The 15,873-nt window shown below is 58.4% G+C and carries 14 protein-coding genes; 5 read left to right on the top strand and 9 right to left on the bottom strand.

From position 1 onward, the window contains the following. Positions 1-10 precede the first annotated feature (10 nt). From J7413_RS11990 to J7413_RS11975, 4 genes are all read right to left on the bottom strand, one after another. A complete protein-coding gene (locus tag J7413_RS11990; RefSeq protein ID WP_209098426.1) occupies positions 11-946 on the bottom strand; it encodes a diguanylate cyclase in 936 nt (311 codons plus the stop codon). 211 nt (positions 947-1,157) lie between these two features. Next, positions 1,158-1,736 (bottom strand): DUF3833 domain-containing protein, encoded by a 579-nt coding sequence (locus J7413_RS11985; protein ID WP_209098424.1) that lies wholly within the window; start codon positions 1,734-1,736, stop codon positions 1,158-1,160. Beyond that, on the bottom strand, positions 1,733-2,998 hold the full coding sequence (locus J7413_RS11980; RefSeq protein ID WP_209098422.1) for an MFS transporter: 1,266 nt from the start codon (positions 2,996-2,998) through the stop codon (positions 1,733-1,735). The genes J7413_RS11985 and J7413_RS11980 overlap by 4 nt, the downstream gene beginning before the upstream one ends. 3 nt (positions 2,999-3,001) lie before the next feature. Further along, a complete protein-coding gene (locus J7413_RS11975) occupies positions 3,002-4,366 on the bottom strand; it encodes an FAD-dependent oxidoreductase (protein WP_209098420.1) in 1,365 nt (454 codons plus the stop codon). Positions 4,367-4,528: 162 nt separating this feature from the next. On the opposite strand from J7413_RS11975, the gene J7413_RS11970 reads away from it, so the two are divergent. The 3 genes from J7413_RS11970 (at position 4,529) to J7413_RS11960 (ending at position 7,212) form a co-directional block, all read left to right on the top strand. Beyond that, positions 4,529-5,308, top strand: coding sequence for a DUF1365 domain-containing protein (locus J7413_RS11970; protein WP_209098418.1), 780 nt, complete (start codon positions 4,529-4,531; stop codon positions 5,306-5,308). Continuing rightward, complete coding sequence (locus J7413_RS11965; protein ID WP_209098416.1) at positions 5,305-6,030, top strand: SDR family NAD(P)-dependent oxidoreductase; 726 nt, start codon at positions 5,305-5,307, stop codon at positions 6,028-6,030. Before J7413_RS11970 ends, J7413_RS11965 begins: the two co-directional genes overlap by 4 nt. Before the next feature lie 69 nt (positions 6,031-6,099). After that, complete coding sequence (locus tag J7413_RS11960; RefSeq protein ID WP_209098414.1) at positions 6,100-7,212, top strand: GTP-binding protein; 1,113 nt, start codon at positions 6,100-6,102, stop codon at positions 7,210-7,212. Positions 7,213-7,215: 3 nt separating this feature from the next. On the opposite strand, the gene J7413_RS11955 is transcribed toward J7413_RS11960, so the two are convergent. Beyond that, entirely contained in the window at positions 7,216-7,851 is a 636-nt protein-coding gene (locus tag J7413_RS11955) for a ChrR family anti-sigma-E factor (RefSeq protein WP_209098412.1), read from the bottom strand. Continuing rightward, a complete protein-coding gene (locus J7413_RS11950) occupies positions 7,848-8,366 on the bottom strand; it encodes a sigma-70 family RNA polymerase sigma factor (protein WP_209098410.1) in 519 nt (172 codons plus the stop codon). Before J7413_RS11950 ends, J7413_RS11955 begins: the two co-directional genes overlap by 4 nt. Positions 8,367-8,738: 372 nt before the next feature. On the opposite strand from J7413_RS11950, the gene J7413_RS11945 reads away from it, so the two are divergent. Further along, positions 8,739-9,245, top strand: a complete 507-nt coding sequence (locus J7413_RS11945; protein WP_209098408.1) for a winged helix DNA-binding protein — start codon at positions 8,739-8,741, stop codon at positions 9,243-9,245. 21 nt (positions 9,246-9,266) lie between these two features. Here J7413_RS11945 and J7413_RS11940 read toward each other — a convergent pair whose 3' ends face one another. From J7413_RS11940 to J7413_RS11930, 3 genes are all read right to left on the bottom strand, one after another. Next, positions 9,267-10,568, bottom strand: a complete 1,302-nt coding sequence (locus J7413_RS11940) for a TRAP transporter large permease subunit (protein WP_209098406.1) — start codon at positions 10,566-10,568, stop codon at positions 9,267-9,269. Between the two features lies 1 nt (position 10,569). Beyond that, positions 10,570-11,094: a TRAP transporter small permease subunit gene (locus tag J7413_RS11935; RefSeq protein WP_209098404.1), complete on the bottom strand. Its 525-nt coding sequence runs from the start codon at positions 11,092-11,094 to the stop codon at positions 10,570-10,572. 81 nt (positions 11,095-11,175) lie between these two features. Next, positions 11,176-12,135 carry a TRAP transporter substrate-binding protein gene (locus J7413_RS11930; RefSeq protein WP_209098402.1) on the bottom strand — a complete coding sequence of 320 codons (960 nt, stop codon included), beginning with the start codon at positions 12,133-12,135 and terminating at the stop codon, positions 11,176-11,178. Positions 12,136-12,249: 114 nt separating this feature from the next. Between J7413_RS11930 and J7413_RS11925 the strand changes: the two genes are divergently transcribed. Continuing rightward, positions 12,250-15,843 (top strand): hydantoinase B/oxoprolinase family protein, encoded by a 3,594-nt coding sequence (locus J7413_RS11925; RefSeq protein ID WP_209098400.1) that lies wholly within the window; start codon positions 12,250-12,252, stop codon positions 15,841-15,843. The last annotated feature ends 30 nt before the right edge of the window (positions 15,844-15,873 follow it).

Below are 15,873 nucleotides of genomic sequence, written 5' to 3'. Positions count from 1 at the left end.
GCCCGATAGCCTATTTTACCGCTGTCAGCACGTTGCTCACCTTGGAAGGTATCCTCACCCCACCTTCCACCATCACCTGGTTCCGGCCAGAGTTTTTGGCCACATATAGCAACTCATCTGCGCGCTTGAGCAAGGCCGCGCCAACGCTGGCTTGCTTGCACACCTCAGTCAGCCCGATACTCACCGTTAAACGGATTTTGTTTGCGTCTGCGTCAATTTCACTGGCTTGGATCGTCGAACGCAGCCGTTCACAGGCAGCATATGCGCCAACCAAGTTTGTGTCAGGAAAGACGAGGGCAAATTCTTCGCCACCGAGCCTGCCAACAAGGTCAATTGAGCGAAATTCGCGGATCAGCATCCGTGAAAGCTGTTGCAGCGTCTTATCCCCTGCATCGTGACCGTATGTGTCATTTATCCTCTTGAAATGATCGACATCGAGCATTGCAACCGACATCGGCAGCCCGTCTCGCCGGGCTCTGTTAAATTGATTTTCCAGGGTTTTCAGAAACGGGCGTCGGTTTGAGACCTGTGTCAACGGATCCGTATTCGCCTCGATCTGAAGCAGCTCATAGGCTTTGGTCAGCTCTCTGATACTTAAAATGCCGACCAGCTTCTCATTCTCGATCACAGGGATGTGCCGGATCGCGTTTTCATTCATGAGATGCAACAGGTAGCTTACTTCGTCGTCCGGGCCGCAAGAAATTACAGAGCGGGTCATGACGTCTGAGACCAAAGCGTCTGCGGCGTGGGGGTCACAACTTGCCACGACCGGCAAAAGATCTCTTTCAGAGACAATCCCAACCATTGTGTTGGCTTCATCGGTCACGACCAATGCGCCAAGTTTGAGATCTATCAGTAAATTCGCGGCTTGCCGCAGCGTCGATTGGGGTCGAATCCCTTCGACCTTGTTCGTGTCTTTCGACTTCAATAGCTGCGATACTCTCACGCTAAAGCCTCCCTGTTCAACGGCTTGTGGCGTAAGAGCAATAAGGCAGCAGCGGTTAAAAGGTTCTTTCTACATGTATTTTTGAAGATAAAATTTAGCACAACTATCAATGCTTTGCGCCGCAGACACGCGCCTTGTTCTGCGCTAGCAGCTATCTTTCGGGGCAGAAATCAAACGACTGTCTTGTCCAAACAGCCGTTCTTGTACCTCACTACTCCGCCGCCTCCCGGCGCGCTTCCTCATCCGCTTGCGGGCGCATGGTGGCGATCAGTTCGGCGACCTTGATGCCGAACTTGCGCATCTCGGAGCGGTTCATGATCACGCCGCTTTCGGTCAGATAGAGCCAGTCGGTCACATTCAGGCTGTGGCCGCCCGCTTCCTCGGTCAGAACGATGGTGTAATCCATGCGGATGGTGGCGCCGGAGACCTTGCCTTTGGCGACACCAATGATGTCATCAGCGGTGGCGGTGAAGGTGGTGTCATCCACCATGGTCAGGTTCCATTGCCGGTTCTGCTGTTTGCCGTTGGAGTAGGTGAACGCCTCTGTCAGCGTGCCGGTGTCGCCTTCCCAACGGCCTTCCATGCGCGCCACGAAGCTGTTGGCCACACGGCCATTAGGACCATAGATGACGCCCTCAGACAGGATCGGTCCGTTCAGGTGCTCTTTGAGCGAAATATCGGGGCCAAGGGCCGCGTAATCAGAGGAGTCCTGAGCGCGGAAGCTGAAGAGACGGGCTTTCAGATAGACAATCCCTAGCGCCAGAACAACAAGCACAGTCAGTAGTTTCATAGGTCTGCCTCCTCGGCAGGCAAGGCCAGCACAAGCGCCAGCGCAACAAGTTTCAACACACAGGGCACAACCGCATACGCGATGTTGAGCGCGCTCAGGGCTTGGGGCGTATTGGCCACGCCGGGCACGAACCCGGCTGCCTGCAACGCGGGCAAAACCAGAAACGCTGCCAGAGCCAGCGCGAGCTTTCCCGCAAACGACCAGATGCCAAAAGCCAAAGACGCGCTCAGACGTGCCTTTGTGAGAGATACGGAGAAGAGCGCCGGAAGGATCACCATATCCGCGCCCAAAGCCGCGCCGGAGGCCACGCAGATGATGGCAAAGCCCAGCGCATTCCCGGCAGAGAGGAACGCAGCGCCAACAAAGCCGCCAATGGCGAGTGGCATGGCAATAATCAGGGTTGTGCGCCCGCCAAGCTTGCCCGCCACACGCGCCCAAAGGGGCACGCTGAGTCCGGCGCTGAGAAAAAACAGCACAAGCAGCGGCCCGGCAGCATTTGGGAGTTGCAGGCGGTCTTCGACAAAAAACAGAAACAGGGTGGAGGTGATGGCCACTGGCAGACTGTTCACCAGCGCAAGCAGAATGAGGCGGCTGGCCCCGGCCTGTTTAAGATCATGAAACGAAAACCGATTGCCAAGGATCACCGGGCGTTGCCAGATGGGGCGGGACAGCCAACCCACCACAATGGCCATGCCCCCCAACGTCAGGCCAAACGCGCCATAGCCCGCACCTGATGCGCCCAGTGCAACAAGGAAGGTGGGCAAAAGGGCTGCCATGATCACGCCAGCGAGCATGCCCGCCTCCCGCCATGCCGCAAGACGCATGAGTTCTGGTGCGGTTGGGGTGATCGCCAGGGTGGCGCTGCGCCCATAGAGCAGGATCATGCCCAGGCTATAGGCGGAAAAGAGCAGCACCAAAACCGCCGCCAGCGCGCCCATGCCGCCTGTCGTCAGCGCCTCGGATCGGGTAAAGAGCAGCGGAAATCCAATCGCCAGACCGCCCACCGCCAAGAGCGCGAAGCCCATCTGGAACCTCGGAAAACGGTCAATGGCCCAGCCGATGAGGGGATCCTGCACAAGATCAACCAAGCGGATCGCCAGAAGCAGCCCCCCCAAAGCCCCCAGCCCGATGCCCAGCTCAACCGAGGCATAGCGCGGCAGGTGGATATAGAGTGGGATGCCCGCAGCAGCCAGGATCAAGGCATAGAGGCTGACGCGCGGATAGATCGCGCGCGCCTGTTCTATGGCCGCCTGCGCTGTCATGGTTTAGGCGCTGTCGCCCATCAACACTGCCTCGGCAGCGCCCTTGGCGTCATTGAGATGCCCAGCGCCCGCGTTCTGCATTGAAGCGTGCTGTGCAGTCATCTGCGCAACGACGTGCATTGCACTGTCAATGCCATCCTCATGGAATCCATGGCGGTTGTAGGCGCCAGCAAACCACGTGCGGTTGTGACCCTGAAGCTCACGGATTTCGCGCTGTGCGATCAGCGCCGCTTTATCAAACACAGGATGTGCAAAACTCACATCATCATAGATCGCCTCTTGGGCAATTTCCTGCGTCGGATTGAGCGTGACAAACAGCGGGTCATTGTCGTCGATGTTTTGCAGGCGGTTCATCCAGTAGGTGACCCCAATCGCGCCATTTTGTGACCGGTAAGCCCAGCTGGACCAGCATTTGCGGTTTTTGGGCATGAGTGCCGGATCCCGGTGAAGCACGGCCCGGTTGGGCTGATAGCGGATGGCACTCAGCGCTTTGCGCTCCGCCGGTGTGGCATCAGCCCCCAGAATGCGCAGGGATTGATCAGAGTGGCAGGCCAGAATGATTTCATCAAACTGCTCAGGTTCGGCACCGGCTGCTTTGACGGTGACGCCGAGCACGCCACGTTGTGGATGAAGTCCGCGTTTGATGTGTTCGATTGGTGCCTTCATTCGGATGGTGCAACCGCGTGCGACAAGCGCGGCTTGTAAACGATGCACATATTCCCTGCTGCCACCCTGCACCGTGTACCACTGATGCTGCTTGTTGCCTGCCAGCAGAGCGTGGTTCTTGAAGAATTGCACCAGAGAGCGCGCGGGAAACTGATCGACTTCGGCAATGGGCGTGGACCAGATCGCGCCGCACATGGGCATCAGGTAATAGTCGCGGAACCAGCGGCCCAACTGCAATTCTTCGACCAGTTCCCCAATGGTTTTTGTGTCATCAACGGCCGCCGCTTCGGCACGTTTGCCGAACCGCAGGATGTCGGCGATCATGCCGTAGAACTTCGGCTTCAAAAGGTTTCGCTTTTGCGCCGCAATTGCCCCAAGACTGTTCAGCCCATATTCAAGCCAGCCGTTGTCGATGCTGGCGCCAAAGCTCATCTCGCTTTTCATGACTGGCACATCGAGTTCGCCGAACAGACGTGTGAGGTGCGGATAGGTTGCATAGTTGAACACGATAAAGCCCGTGTCCACGGGCTGATCGCCGTTGCGCCCGGCCAGCACGGTGCGCGCATGGCCGCCAAGGCGGTTCTCAGCTTCGAAAATGGTGACATCATGTTGCTCTGACAAAGCGTATGCCGCAGAGAGCCCTGAAATCCCGGCCCCAACGATGGCAATCTTGCGGCGTGCGTTTGTCGACTGATCGAACATGTGGTCCTCGTTTGTTGATCGTTTAGAAGCGGATACGGGGCGAATGAAACCTTGGTTCACTCTCAAGGACATGGCACAGTTGTTCGAAGAGTAAGAGAGGATATTTGGTCACAAATCCGCAGCCTGTGTGATCTGTGACGCAAAGCCGCGCGTATCGGGAGCATGACCATCGAGCACATACAGGGCCACACCACACACGCCCGAAGAGGACAATTGAAAAACGCGTTTCGCTATGGCGTTGATTTTGTCCTGACAGACCTTTCAGAGCAAGACACGCGCTTGGCGGTGTTGTCGCGCAACCGATTTAACCTGTGGTCCGTTTGGGATCACAACCATGGTGGCGTGCGCGGCGCTGGCAGTGGCGTCAGCTGGTTCAAAGATGTGCTTCTTGAGCGTGGATTTCCAGTTGAAAACGCCCGTCTGCTGTTGCTGACACAACCCAGTTTCCTATGGTTTCACTTCAATCCAGTGAGTTTCTGGATTGCGCTGATCGACGATCAGCCCTGCGCCTTTGTCGCGGAGGTCAACAGCACCTTTGGGCACCGCCACTGCTACTTCTGCGCACATGAGGATTTTCGCCCCATTGCGGCAGCTGACCAACTTCATGCGCAAAAGTTGATGCACGTGTCCCCGTTCCAGAAAGTTGCGGGCGGCTATCGCTTCAACTTTGGCTTTGACAAAGACGAAGTGCGCATTCGCATCGCTTATGAAGACGGTGATCAAGGCGTGATTGCCACGCTTTTTGGGCCGCGCAAGGGGGCAAGCAATGGCAGCCTGATCTGGGCTGCGATGCGTCGACCATTTGGCGCTGCGCGCGTGGTCGCACTGATCCACTGGCAAGCCGCAATTTTGTGGGCAAAACGCGCACCGTTCCTGAAGAAACAGCCTGCGCCGGACACGCTGTTGTCAGACAACACGCCCGCATCGGCGCAAAACCAATGATTGCGTTTCAAGGGAAAACCTACTGGCTCATCGGGGCCAGCGAGGGGCTGGGCCGTGCCTTGGCCGAAGAGCTGAGCCTTGAGGGGGCCGAATTGATCATTTCGGCGCGCAATGGCGAGCGCCTCGCCTCTTTGGCGGCGCAGCTACCACACACACGGGTTCTGATCCTGGATGTGACTGATGAAGCGGCGGTGAAGGCAGCGGCCAAGTCGGTGGGGGCGATTGACGGCGTGATTTACAATGCCGGCGCTTATGAGCCGATGGCCGCGACGGATTGGAAAGCCGACAGCGCATTGACCGTAGCGGATGTGAATTTCATGGGCGCGATGCGTGTTTTGGGCGCACTGATGCCGGGGTTTGTCGCGCGTGGCAGTGGCGACATCACTCTTGTGGGATCGCTTGCGGGCTATCGCGGCCTGCCCAACGCGGTCGGGTATGGTGCCAGCAAAGCTGCGCTTGTGAGCCTCGCGGAGACCATGCGTCATGATCTGAAAGACAGTGGGGTGACTGTCCGTCTGGTCAATCCCGGCTTCATTAAGACGCGCCTGACGGACAAAAACAGCTTCAAGATGCCGATGCTGATGACACCCGAACAGGCCGCCGCTCATGTGATCAAAGCGATGCATGGACGCCGGTTCCGCACTGATTTTCCGCGCCCGTTTTCCTGGGCCATCCGCGCGCTGACCCTCTTGCCCGACTGGCTGATCTATCGCGGGAAATAGCAGCCCGGGCATTGCACATCTTTTGATATATTATTACATTTTGGTCATTCAGCAACGCACAGGCGCACCATGACCGAAACACGATTGCCCGTTACCCTGCTCACAGGGTTTCTCGGCGCAGGAAAATCCACTCTTCTCAACAAGATCCTCGCACAGCCAGAGAAAGAGAAAATCGCCGTGATCGTGAATGAATTCGGCGAAGTTGGGCTGGATCACGATCTGATTGCGGCAATGGATGAAGAGGTGGTTCTGCTATCATCGGGGTGTTTGTGTTGCTCGATCCGCGATGATCTTTCAAAGACGCTTGCAGACCTGCTGGAGCGCCGCGCGAGCGGCCTGCTGGATTTTGATCGCGTGGTGATAGAGACCACAGGATTGGCGGACCCCGCCCCGATCCGCCAAACCCTGCTGAAGGACTATTATCTGGCCAGCACCATCCATATGGATGGGGTGGTCACACTGGTGGATGCCAGCAACGGCAAAGCGACACTGGATGCACAGTTTGAGGCGGTTTCACAGGCGGCCACGGCTGACCTGCTGCTGATGTCAAAGACGGATATTACACCGCCAAAGGCAACGTCGGCATTGCAGCGACGGCTGGAGAAGCTCAATCCAACTGCCGAGATCCTGAAAGTCGCCGACGCTGTGGCGGATCCGCAGCGGCTTTGGGGCCTGTCTGCACTGCGCCGGGGTGCCGAAGCCACACAGGCGCTCAACTGGCTGACCCGCGCGCCATCTGAGACACCGCCAACTGACCCCCTGCGCAATCTCTCAGGATTTGCCCCCACCAAACTGCTGCGTCGGTTTTCTCCGCATGATGCGCGTATTGAGTCTGCCTCGATCACGCTGAAAGAGCCGCTGGAGGACGGGGTTTTTGACCACTGGCTTGATACGCTTGTGGCCCTCAAGGGGCCGGACCTACTTCGGGTAAAAGGCATTGTCTTTCTAAAAGGTCTCAAGACACCTTTTGTGTTTCATGGTGTGCAACACATCTTTGACCGCCCGGAGCCGCTCACCAACTGGCCTGAGGGGGACACAACCTCGCGCATTGTTGTGATTGCAAGAGACATGACCAACCCCGAGCTGCAGCGCAGTCTCGACATGCTGCGCGCAACGGCGGCTCCCAAACAGGAAGAGGTCTTTCCGGGGTGGAAAGACCTGAAAGCGCAGCAGCACGTTTAGAGATCAGATACGGAAGATCGGTTGCAACATGCGCGGCACGAAGGCGTTAAACTTCAGCCGCGCGTCCGTCGCCGCGAGACAGATACACGCATCCCCGGCACCCGCGATCGGCGTGTGCTCCAGCGTTTCGTCCGCGACTTCCACGTCACCCACACCGAAGAACCCGGTTTCATCCGTGAAACAGCCCTGTAGAACCAGCGTCAGCTCCAGACCATTGTGACCGTGATCCGGCACAGCCTGCCCCGGTGGTATATAAAGCAGACGCACGCTGCCGTGTTTGTCTTCTGCGAGGATATCCTGACGCACGCCCATGCCGAGCTTTTTCCACCGAGGCGCGCGCCCGTTTAGCGCTTCCATCACGGGGCCGGGATAGGGGCCTGTGCGGGCATAAACTGGCGCCTGCGGGATCGGATCATCCAGAAGGCTCAAAACGTCGGCCTTCATAGATGACGATACGGCGATTGCGCCGGTGTCTTCCATGACGATACCGCCCACGGCCTCATGTGCCTCCACAACTGCGCGACACTCTGCACACATCGATACATGCGCGGCCACAATAAGGGAGAAGGCATGCGGCAGGTTGCCTGCCGCGTAAGCCGCCAACATGGGCTCTGGGATATGATGGCTGATGGCTGTCATTCACTCAGATCTTTCAACTCGTGTCTCAGACGCTGCAATCCAAGGCGGATGCGCGATTTGATGGTACCAAGCGGCAAGCCCGTTTTGGTGCTGATCTCCTGATGGGTCAGCTCCCCTAGATAGGCCTGCTCAATCACTTCCCGCTGTTCGGGCCGCAATTTTTGCAATGCGGCACGCAGCTGTCCCGTTTCTTGCTCGATGGCCACAATCTGTGTTGCGTCCGGTTCGGCTTCAGGTTCTTCCTTCAGCGCCTCCGGCATCGGGCGGTTTTCCTTGCGCGCCACGTCGATCTGACGGTTGCGCACGATTTGATAGACCCAAGCAGACACCTGAGCGCGGTGCGGATCGAACATGTGGGCCTTACGCCACAGTGTCAGCATCACGTCCTGCACAATCTCCTCGGCCTGCGCGGCTGGTGTTCCATTGCGCATCACAAACCCCTTCAAACGCGGGGCGAAGTGATCGAACAGCTGGGAAAAGGCCGCTTTGTCGCGGTGATCGCGCACAGCGATCATCCACTGAGTCTCCTGTGAGGGCTCCGCTTTGGCTTGCGTCACGCGCTGCCTTTCCGTTGGTCGCTTCACCGGCGCTTTCGGCCGGTCGCGGGAAATATCAAGTGTTGCGCTCATCATATCGTCAATACGCGTCGACTTGCAAAGCGGATCACCAGGGAATGGGATTTTTTATGGTGCATTTTGAGTGCGATGGAGGGGTACAGCCCAAAATTATGTCCAACCTTTGGACGCAGCCGACGCGCCCGCCAAGGGAAAGACGTACAGCCAGCGGGCCCTGAGCACATGCGCCGCGCACAACGGGGTTTCACTCGCGAAGTCGAGAGAATATGCTACCATTTTACAAACGTAACGCTGATATGATTGGTCAAAGCTATGGAAAAGCGCCCCATCGTTTCCTCCCGCCATCTAGCCGAGGGAGATGGCTGGGAAGCCTCTGAGGTCGAGTATGGGATGATCATTGCTTACAACGCGTTTTCACGCTGGATGACCCGGTGCATGGCGGCGGCAGGACACCCGGAGATGACACCGCTGGAAATCTTGGCACTGCACAATGTCAATCACCGCGACAAGCATAAGCGGCTGACGGACATCTGCTTTCTGCTCAATATTGAGGACAGTCACACCGTCAACTACGCGCTCAAGAAGCTTTTGAAGCTGGGGCTGATCCAATCAGAAAAGCGCGGCAAAGAGGTGTTTTACAGCACATCGCCAGAAGGCAAGGACGTCTGTGAGGCTTACCGTGTGGTGCGCAATCGCTGCTTTATCGACGGGTTGCCCCGGCTGGACATATCCGGTGAAGAGATGCGCGAGATTGCGGCCTCTCTGCGCTCGCTTTCCGGGCAATATGATCAGGCCAGCCGGGCGGCTGCCTCGCTCTGATCTCGCGAGGCAGCTTTGGGTTTAGCGGCTCATCAGCTCCGGCAGGTAAGTCACGATTTGTGGGAAGACACAGATCAGCAGGACCCCCAGCAGAAGCAGCAGGAAGAACGGGAACGCCGCCTTTGCAATGCGCAGGATGTCGAGCCGGGTCATGCCCTGTATCACGAAAAGGTTGAAACCGACCGGCGGTGTGATCTGGCTCATCTCCACCACGATCACGAGGTAGATGCCAAACCACAGCGGGTCGATGCCCACAGCAGAAATCATCGGCATGATGATGGAGGTGGTGAGCACCACCACGCTGATGCCATCCAGAAAACAGCCAAGCACGATGAAGAAAAGCGTCAGCGCGACCAGCAGGGCGGGCACCGAAAGCTCCATCGCGCCAATCCACGCGGCCAGATTGCGTGGCAAACCAGTGAAACCCATGGCCACGGAAAGATAGGCCGCGCCCAAGAGGATAAAGGCGATCATGCAACTCGTGCGGGTGGCAGAGAGCAGCGCCTCCATGAAGAGTTTTAAGCTGAAGCTGCCTGAGGCCCAAGCGAGCACAGTGGCCAACACCACGCCCAGCGCGGCGGCGTCTGTCGGGGAGGCAAGCCCTGTGTAGATCGAGCCAATTACACCGATGATCAGCAGGGCCACAGGGATCAGGTTGCGCGAAGCCGCGAGTTTTTCGCGCAATGGGAAATCCCGCACCTCTTGGGGGATCAGAGCGGGGTTCATCCAAGCACGCACTGCGACATAGCCCGCAAAAAGCGCGATCAGCATGAAGCCCGGCAGGATGCCCGCCACAAAGAGGCGCGCGATGGATTGCTCGGTCGCGACGCCATAAACGATCAGGATGATGGAAGGTGGGATCAACAGCCCCAGAGTGGCGGAGCCTGCCAGCGTGCCGATGATCAGGCTTTCAGGGTAGCCGCGTTTGGTGAGCTCTGGCACGGACATGCGCCCGATGGTGGCGGCGGTGGCGGCGCTTGAACCGGACACAGCGGCAAAGATCGCGCAGCCAAAAACATTCACATGCAGAAGCCGCCCCGGCGCGCGGGTGAGCCATGGGGCAAGACCTGAGAACATATCCTGACTGAGCCGACTGCGCAGCAGGATCTCTCCCATCAGGATAAACAGCGGCAAGGCGGTGAGCGCCCAGCTGTGGGAGTGCCCCCAAAGCGTGGTGGCCAGCACCAGCCCGGCAGGCGCGTTGGAGAAGGCGGTCATAGCGACCAGCGCGACCACGCCCAGCGCCATGGCCACCCAAAGCCCGGCCGCCAAGCAAACCAGCATCAGGCCCAGAAGGATTGCTGCAATCATTGGATCAGCCATCTTACATCTCCTCCGCAGCGTGCAAAACGGGTTTGCGTGTCGTGATGAGTTCCACAAAGGACTGCACCAGAGCGAGACACAGCAAGCCAATGCCAAAGGTCATCACACCCTGAGGCAGGAACAGCGGCACCGGAATAATACCGTTGGAGACATCCCCGTAGTGCAGGCTCTCCATCACCAGGGCGCCCGCGAAATAAAGCGCATAGCCAACAAAGCCGATGGCCACCAACAGCGTCACGGCCTCAAGCGCGACCACCGCGCGGCGGCCCATGCGTTGTACAAACAGCGTCACGCGGATGTGGCCGCCGGAACGCAGCGTATAAGCCATTGCCAAAAAGGTGGCGCCCGCAAGCATGAAGCCCGCAAAATCCGCATAAGAAGGAATCGTGGACGGCAAGACGCCGGGCATCAGGCGCCCCATACCGTTGAGCACAATCTGCGCGCTGACCAAAAGGCAAATCGCCAAGATCAGCATTGCACTGACATATCCGGCAGCCCGGTAAATTTGGTCCAAAGCTCTGCTCATGCCCTGCCCTCCTTTTTGTGGTGTCTTGTTCGCGACATATGAAAACCGGCGGTGAGATTCTCCGCCGGTTCGCGATGTGGCTTACTTGCTGGAATAATCCGCCAACGCCTTTTTTGCGGCGTCTGAGGCGTTTGCGTTCCAGTTTTCCAGCATCTTTGCGCCGATGCCCTGCAGGCCCTCAACCAGAGCCGGGCTTGGCTCATATACGGTGATGCCATTGGCGGCGAGCTCTGCGGTTTTGGCGTCTGCCTCGGCGGCGGACATGTCCCAGCCACGTGTTTCGGCGGTTTCAGCGGCGGCCAGAACCGCGGCCTGCACATCGGCATCCAGACGGTCAAACACGCGTTTGTTCACCACGACGATGTTTTTGGGCACCCAAGCGTTGATCGGGCTGTAGTGGCTCACAAAATCCCACGCGGTGGAGTTCACACCTGTGGAGGGCGAGGTGATCATCGCGGCCACCTGACCTGTGGTGAACGCCTGCGGAATGTCAGAGGCTTCGACCTGAACAGGTGCGGCACCGGCGAGGGTGGCGAATTCTTCCAGAGCGGCGTTATAGGCGCGGAAGCGCAGACCGTTCAGATCTTCGACAGTGGCGATTTCGCCATTCGTATAGAGACCCTGCGCTGGCCATGGCACGGAGAAGAGCGGCATCAGGCCCTGCTCTGCCAGAAGCTCGGTCACAACTGGCTCCTGAGCGGCCCAAAGCGCGCGCGCGTCGTCATAGCTGGTGGCGACAAACGGTTGGCTGTCCAGACCATAGGCGAGATCTTCGTTGGACAGACGGGAAAGGAAAAATTCCCCCATTGGCACCTGACGCGAGCGCACGGCGTTTTTGATCTCGGCGTGCGGGATCAGCGAGCCTGCGGAGTGAATGGTGATATCCAAACCACCGTCGGTTGCGGCGCGGACATCATCGGCAAACTGCATGATGTTTTGTGTGTGAAACGTGCTGTCGCCATAAGGCGTTGGCATGTCCCAACCTTCGGCTTGTGCCATGGTGGCACAGGTCATTGCGGCGGCAAAAGCAATCTTGCGCATGGTTTTGGTGCTCCCTGTTTTTTGCAGAACGTCGAATCTTACGCTCACATAACGTTGACAAATTGTCAGCGTTCTCATCATAAAGCAACAGTAATTCGATTCTAGGAGAGAGCGATGACCACAGAGCACGACAGCGCATGGCAATTCTGGGTCGACCGTGGCGGCACGTTTACCGACATCGTGGCGAAGGCGCCCGATGGCGCACTGAAAACGCATAAGCTCTTGTCAGAAAATCCAGAAATCTACCAAGACGCCGCTGTGCATGGCATCCGTCAGCTGCTTGATTTACGCAAAGATGACGCGATTCCGAAAGGCGCGATTGATGCCGTAAAAATGGGCACAACGGTTGCGACCAATGCGCTTTTGGAACGCAAAGGCGAGCGCACCGTGCTGTTGATCACCAAAGGGTTGCGGGATTTGTTGCGCATTGGGTATCAGAACCGCCCTGCCCTGTTTGATCTGAATATCGTGTTGCCCGAGCTGCTCTATGATGAGGTGATCGAGGTTGAGGAACGGCTAGATGCGGATGGCAATGTCATCACCGCCCTGAACGCCGAAGCGGCGCGGAGTGCGCTGGAAGCGGCCCATGCGGCGGGCTTCCGGTCTGTCGCGATTGCGCTGATGCACAGCTATCGCTTCCCCGCACACGAGAAAACGCTGGGCGAGATGGCGCAAGACATCGGCTTTTCCCAAATTTCACTGAGCCATGAGACCAGCCCGCTGATCAAACTGGTGGGGCGTGGCGACACCGCTGTGGTGGATGCGTATCTCTCCCCCATCCTGCGGCGCTATGTGGATCAGGTGGCCACCGCGCTTGATACCGCCAAAGGCGGCTGTGAGCGGCTTTTGTTCATGCAATCCAACGGTGGGTTGACCGATGCGCGGCTGTTTCAGGGGCGCGATGCGATCCTGTCTGGCCCGGCGGGCGGGGTGGTTGGCATGGTGCGCTCTGCGGCGGAGCTTGGCTTTGACAAGCTGATCGGCTTTGACATGGGCGGCACCTCAACCGACGTGTGCCACTATGCCGGCGAATACGAACGCTCCTTTGAGACCGAAGTGGCCGGGGTGCGGATGCGTGCGCCGATGATGTCCATTCATACGGTGGCAGCGGGCGGCGGCTCGATCCTGAGCTATCGCGATGGTCGTATGCAGGTGGGCCCAGAAAGCGCGGGCGCCAATCCGGGGCCTTGCGCCTATCGTCGTGGCGGGCCGCTCACCGTGACGGATTGCAACGTGCTTTTGGGCAAATTGCAGCCGGATCATTTCCCACATGTGTTTGGGCCGAATGGTGATCAGCCGCTGGATGTGGACGCCGTGCGCGTGAAATTTGAAGCGCTGAAGGCGGAAATTGGCACGGATAAATCCGTGGAAGACCTCGCCGAAGGTTTCCTGCGGATTGCTGTCGAAAACATGGCCAATGCGATCAAGAAGATCTCGGTGCAGCGCGGCTATGACGTGACAAAATACACGATGAACTGCTTTGGCGGCGCTGGTGGGCAACATGCCTGTCTGGTGGCGGATGCGCTTGGCATGGAGAGCATCTTTATTCACCCGTTTGCGGGCGTTCTCTCGGCCTTTGGCATGGGGCTTGCAGACATCCGCGCCATGCGGGAAAGCCAGGTCGCCTGTGCGCTGGAAGCGGCGGAGGCAGGCACCGCCCTGCAAGCGCTGGCGGCCGCGGCGCAAAAAGAAGTTGCAGACCAAGGGGTTGCAGCCGCAGATATTCATGTTTCGCAGACCGCACATATCCGGCCCAAAGGTGCGCAGCAGAGCCTGTCGGTCGCCTTTGGCACGCCAGACGACATGCGCGCGGATTTTGTTACCGCGCATAAGCAACGTTTCGGTTTTGCGCCAGACACCGATGATTTGATCATTGATGTGGTGGTGGCTGAGGCCATTGGCCAGACCGGAGAGCCGGTGACTATGCCTGACCCTGTTGGCGCAGACAGCACGCCCCCCAATGTGTCGCTTTACACGGGTGGGCGCTGGCAAGAGGTGCCGCTGGTGGACCGCGACACGCTGGCGATTGGCCAATCGGTGACCGGCCCGGCCATCCTGACGGAGCCAACCGGCACCAATATGATTGAGGACGGCTGGCAGGCGACATGCGCCACCGGGGGCAATCTGGTGCTGAAGCGCATTGTGCCGCTCAAACGATCAGAGGCGATTGGCACATCCGTGGATCCGGTGATGCTGGAGGTGTTCAACAACCTCTTTATGTCGATTGCCGAGCAGATGGGTGCGACGCTTGCGAACACCGCTTATTCGGTCAACATAAAAGAGCGTTACGATTTCTCCTGTGCGATCTTTGATCAGAACGGCGATCTGGTGGCCAACGCACCCCACGTGCCGGTGCATCTGGGCTCTATGTCAGAAAGCGTGCGCACTGTGCTGCGCGAAAACGCGGGCAAGATCCGCCCCGGTGATGTGTTCATGATGAACAACCCCTACAACGGTGGCACGCATTTGCCGGATGTGACGGTGATCACCCCCGTGTTTGACGCGGCTGGTGAAAGCATCATCTACACCGTCGCCTCACGTGGGCACCATGCCGATATTGGCGGCAAGACGCCGGGCTCTGCACCGCCTGACAGCCGCCATATCGAAGAAGAAGGCATCGTGATCGACAACTTCCTGCTGGTGGATCAAGGCAGCCTGCGAGAGGCAGCAGCGCGCGAGTTGCTCACGTCCGGGCGCTACCCCTGCCGGAATGTGAACGAAAACATGGCCGATCTGGCCGCGCAAATTGCGGCGAATGCCACCGGGGCCTCTGAGCTGACCAAGATCACAGCACAGTTTGGCCACTCTACGGTGCAGGCCTATATGGGCCATGTGCAGGATAATGCCGAAGAAAGCGTACGGCAGGTGCTGGATGTGCTGAAAGACAGCGCGTTTTCCTACCCGCTGGACGGCGGCGCGAAGATCGAAGTCGCCATCAAAGTGGATAAAGAAAACCGCACAGCGACCATCGACTTCACCGGCACATCCGCGCAAAGTCCGACCAACTACAACGCGCCAATGGCGATCTGTCGCGCTGTGGTGCTTTATGTCTTCCGCACGCTTGTGGGCAGTGACATCCCGATGAACGAAGGCTGTCTGAAACCGCTGTCGCTGATTGTGCCGGAAGGCTCCATGATCAACCCAAAATTCCCAGCCGCCGTGATTTCCGGCAACACGGAAGTGAGCCAGGCGATTGCCGACACGCTGTATGGCGCGCTTGGGGTGATTGCGGGTAGTCAGGGCACGATGAACAACTTTGTTTATGGCAACGACACCTATCAGAACTACGAAACCATCTGCGGCGGCACCGGGGCTGGCGACGGCTTTGATGGCACGAGTGCCGTGCACAGCCACATGACCAACACGCGGATGACTGACCCGGAGGTGCTGGAAAACCGTTTCCCCGTGCGGGTGGAGGAGTTTTCGATCCGGCATGGGTCTGGTGGCGACGGCCAGTGGCAGGGCGGCGATGGCATCGTCAGGCGTCTGCGCTTCAATGAGCCGATGACCGTGACCGTGCTGTCCTCCCACCGTGTGATCGCGCCTCATGGGGCGTCTGGCGGTGGCAGCGGCAAGGTGGGGTTGAACAGCGTTGTGCGCAGTGATGGCACCAAAGAGACGCTGGAGGGCAACGATCAGGCGGAGCTGACAGCCGGAGACATCTTTGTGATGGAAACACCCGGCGGCGGCGGGTTTGGCGCAGCCTAGTCAAACAAAGGGCCGCTTGAGTAATCTCAA

The sequence above is a fragment of the Shimia sp. R10_1 genome (assembly GCF_017744095.1).
Lineage (GTDB): Bacteria > Pseudomonadota > Alphaproteobacteria > Rhodobacterales > Rhodobacteraceae > Shimia.
This window is presented reverse-complemented; position numbering and strand designations above follow the sequence as displayed.